This is a genomic window from Planomonospora algeriensis (genome assembly GCF_977012225.1).
This window is the reverse complement of record NZ_CDRNDK010000672.1, coordinates 1-2644: the sequence shown is the minus strand read 5'-3', so window position 1 is coordinate 2644 and position 2644 is coordinate 1. Positions and strand designations below refer to the sequence as shown.

At 72.2% G+C, this 2644-nt stretch carries 2 protein-coding genes; both read right to left on the bottom strand.

Annotation, left to right across the window (positions count from 1 at the left end; translation table 11 throughout):
- Positions 1 to 101 precede the first annotated feature (101 nt).
- Complete coding sequence (locus ACWJ6R_RS34290; protein ID WP_449066197.1) at positions 102 to 1544, bottom strand: ATP-binding protein; 1443 nt, start codon at positions 1542 to 1544, stop codon at positions 102 to 104.
- The gene (locus ACWJ6R_RS34285) at positions 1541 to 2215 is read right to left on the bottom strand and encodes a response regulator (RefSeq protein WP_449066196.1); all 675 of its coding nucleotides are present in this window, start codon (positions 2213 to 2215) and stop codon (positions 1541 to 1543) included. The genes ACWJ6R_RS34290 and ACWJ6R_RS34285 overlap by 4 nt, the downstream gene beginning before the upstream one ends.
- Between the last annotated feature and the right edge of the window lie 429 nt (positions 2216 to 2644).

The window sequence follows — 2644 nt, the reverse complement described above, 5'->3', positions numbered from 1 at the left end:
GGCGGTCCGCCCCGGGCGGGTGCGGAGGGCCGTGCGGGGGCCTGCGCGGAAGGCCGTGCGGAGGGCCGTGCGGGGGCCCGTAGGGAGGGTCGTGCGGGAGTTCATGCGAGGGCCTGCGCGGCGGCTCGTGCGGAGGGGCGCGCGGAGGGCAGCCAGACGGTGAAGAGCGTGCCCGGCCGCTGCGGGCGCACCGAGATCGTCCCGCCGTGCAACTGGGCGTTGGAGCGGGCGATGGAGAGCCCGAGTCCGCTGCCGTCGCCTCTCCGGCCGGCCTTGTAGAAGCGGTTGAACACGTGCGGCAGATCCGCCGGCGGGATCCCTCCGCCATGGTCGCGCACCTTCACCTCCAGGCCGTGGGCGGTGGCGCGGGCGGTGACCACGACCGGGGGCTCACCGTGGCGCAGGGCGTTGCCGACCAGGTTGGCGAGGATGACGTCGAAGCGCGGGGGGTCGACGGAGAAGGCCAGTCCCGCCGGGACCTCCACCTCCACCTGCTCCGACCAGCCCCGGATCTCCAGGCAGTCGCGGACCGCGTCGGCGACGCTCACGGTCTCCAGGTTGAGGGTGGCCGTGCCCGAGTCGAACCGGCTCGCCTCGATGAGCTGCTCCACCAGGGTGCGGAGCCGTTCGATCTCGCGCAGCACCAGCCGTACGGCCGTGGCCGGTTCGCGGGGCAGCCGCTCGGCCTCCTCGGAGAGCATGTCCGTCACCGCGGTCATCGCGGTCAGCGGGGTCCGCAGCTCGTGGGAGACGTCGGCCACGAACCGGCGGGACATCGCCTCCAGCGCCCGCAGCTCGGACACGCTCCGCTCCAGCGCGGCGGCGGTGTCGTTGAACGTCGCGGTGAGCTCGGCGAGCTCGTCCTGCCCGCGCACGGGGAGCCGGGTGTCCAGATGCCCGGCGCCGAGCGCGCGGGCGGCGGAACCGAGCCGCCGGACCGGGAGCAGCACGCGCTGGGCCGAGAACAGGGCCACGGCGAGCGCGACGGCGAGCATGATGGCGCCCGCCGTCGCGAGCGGCCGGCGCATGCCGCTCAGGAGCTGCTCCTCCTGGGCCAGGGGGACGAACACGAAGACGCTCATGCCGGTGGGCTGGGCGATGTGGATGGGCTCCACCCGCCACACGGGGGTGCCGATCACCAGCCACATGCCGCCCCGGATCTCCTGCCGCTTGGTCACCATCCGGCCCGCGGCCCGAGCGCGCAGGTCGGCGGGGACGTCGCCGATGCCGAACTCCCCGTCGGGGTACAGGTAGTCCTCGTAGACGACCACCACGGCCCGGCTCTGCGCCCGCAGGCTCATCTGCAGGGCGGAGATCTCCAGGTCGGTCGGCGGGCCGTCCCCGGGCCACAGGGCGCCGATGGGCACCCGGGTGCCCTGGAGCGTCTCGCGCACGTCGGCCACGGCCACCTCCTCGGCCCGTTCGATGACCCGGTTCTTGACGAGCTCGTAGCCGATCCCCGCGACGAGCGCGGAGGCGGTGACGGCGATCACGGTGAAGGCGATGACCAGCCGTCCGCGCAGCCCGGTGTAGACCCGCTTCACGGCGGGCTGAACCGGTAGCCGAAGCCCCGCACGGTGTGGATGAACGAGGGCTCGGCGGGCACGGGCTCGATCTTGGCGCGGATCCGCTGCACGCAGGCGTCCACCAGCCGGGAGTCCGCGGCGTGGGTGTGGTCCCACACGGCCCGGAGCAGGTAGCGGCGGTTGAGCACCTGGCCGGGGTGGCGGACCAGTTCCAGCAGCAGGCGCAGTTCGGTGGGGGTCAGGTGGATCTCGTGACCGGCCAGCGAGACCTTCAGCGCGCCCTTGTCGATGACCAGGTCGCCGAAGGTGACGCGGTCGGAGGAGACGGACTCGGCCCGGCGCAGGACCGCCCGGATCCGGGCGTCCAGCACCCGCGGCTCCACGGGCTTGACCACGTAGTCGTCGGCTCCCGCCTCCAGGCCGACGACCACGTCGAGGTCGTCGCCCCGGGCGGTGAGGAGGATCACCGGCAGCTGGTCCATCCTGCGGATCCGGCGGCACACCTCGACGCCGTCGATCCCGGGCAGCATGACGTCCAGGACGGCGATCTCCGGGCGGCGCGACCGGATGTGATCGAGCGCCTCCTCGCCGGTGGCGTAGGAGGTCACGGAGTGCCCCTGCCGGGCCAGTGCCAGTTCGAGACCGGTCCGGACGGAGGGGTCGTCTTCGACGAGAAGTATGCCGGCCACCCGGTCATTATTCTTCCAACACCCCATAACGCCCTACATGTCATGAAAATGTGACGTGGTCGGCTGGAGGGCGGAAGGGGGGGCCCGGCGGGGTCGGAGCGGCCGGGGAGCGCCGCGTCCGCGGGGCCGCGGAGGTCCGTGTTGCAGATCAACATTTATGTGACCAAAGTCATATTTTTAACTTTGATATCGGGAAAGCCCCCGGTAATCAGGCGATAGGTCATGAAAAGGTCATGGGACTCCCCGGGGAAAACCATCCGGATCTCCCGTTCTGGTTGCGGACCACCCCCCCCGGTCAAGGCAAGCTCATAGGTCGTGAGTCCAGGATCGTCGCACCCCGAGGGAGAGCGCCCGCAGGACATGGGGCGCCAGGCCCGCCGCTCCCGCCGCGCGTCCGGGAGACCGGCCAGGAGCGCGCCCGCCGCGCCC